At 72.2% G+C, this 273-nt stretch carries 1 protein-coding gene; it reads left to right on the top strand.

Annotation, left to right across the window (positions count from 1 at the left end; genetic code table 11):
- Positions 1-273: amidohydrolase family protein (locus AC0IX4_RS23060; RefSeq protein ID WP_471831407.1), on the top strand; the 273-nt coding region annotated here is incomplete at both ends.

Raw genomic sequence — 273 nt, 5'->3', positions numbered from 1 at the left:
CTGATCGACGCTCGGGTTCCCCTGGGGCTCGGCGTCGACGGTGCCGCCAGCAACGAGTCGTGCAGCATGCGCGAGGAGGCGCACCACGCTGCACTGTTCTCGCGGGCGCGGGGTGGCCCGCGCGCGATGACGGTGCGCGACAGTCTGGACCTCGCCACCATCGGCGGTGCGCGTGTCCTCGGCCGCGAGGACGAGTGGGGGTCGCTCGAGGTGGGCAAGGTGGCAGACCTCGCCCTGTGGCGGATCGACGGGATCGCTCATGCGGGCATCACG

It is taken from the genome of Rhodococcus sp. AC861 (assembly GCF_979256035.1).
This window is presented reverse-complemented; position numbering and strand designations above follow the sequence as displayed.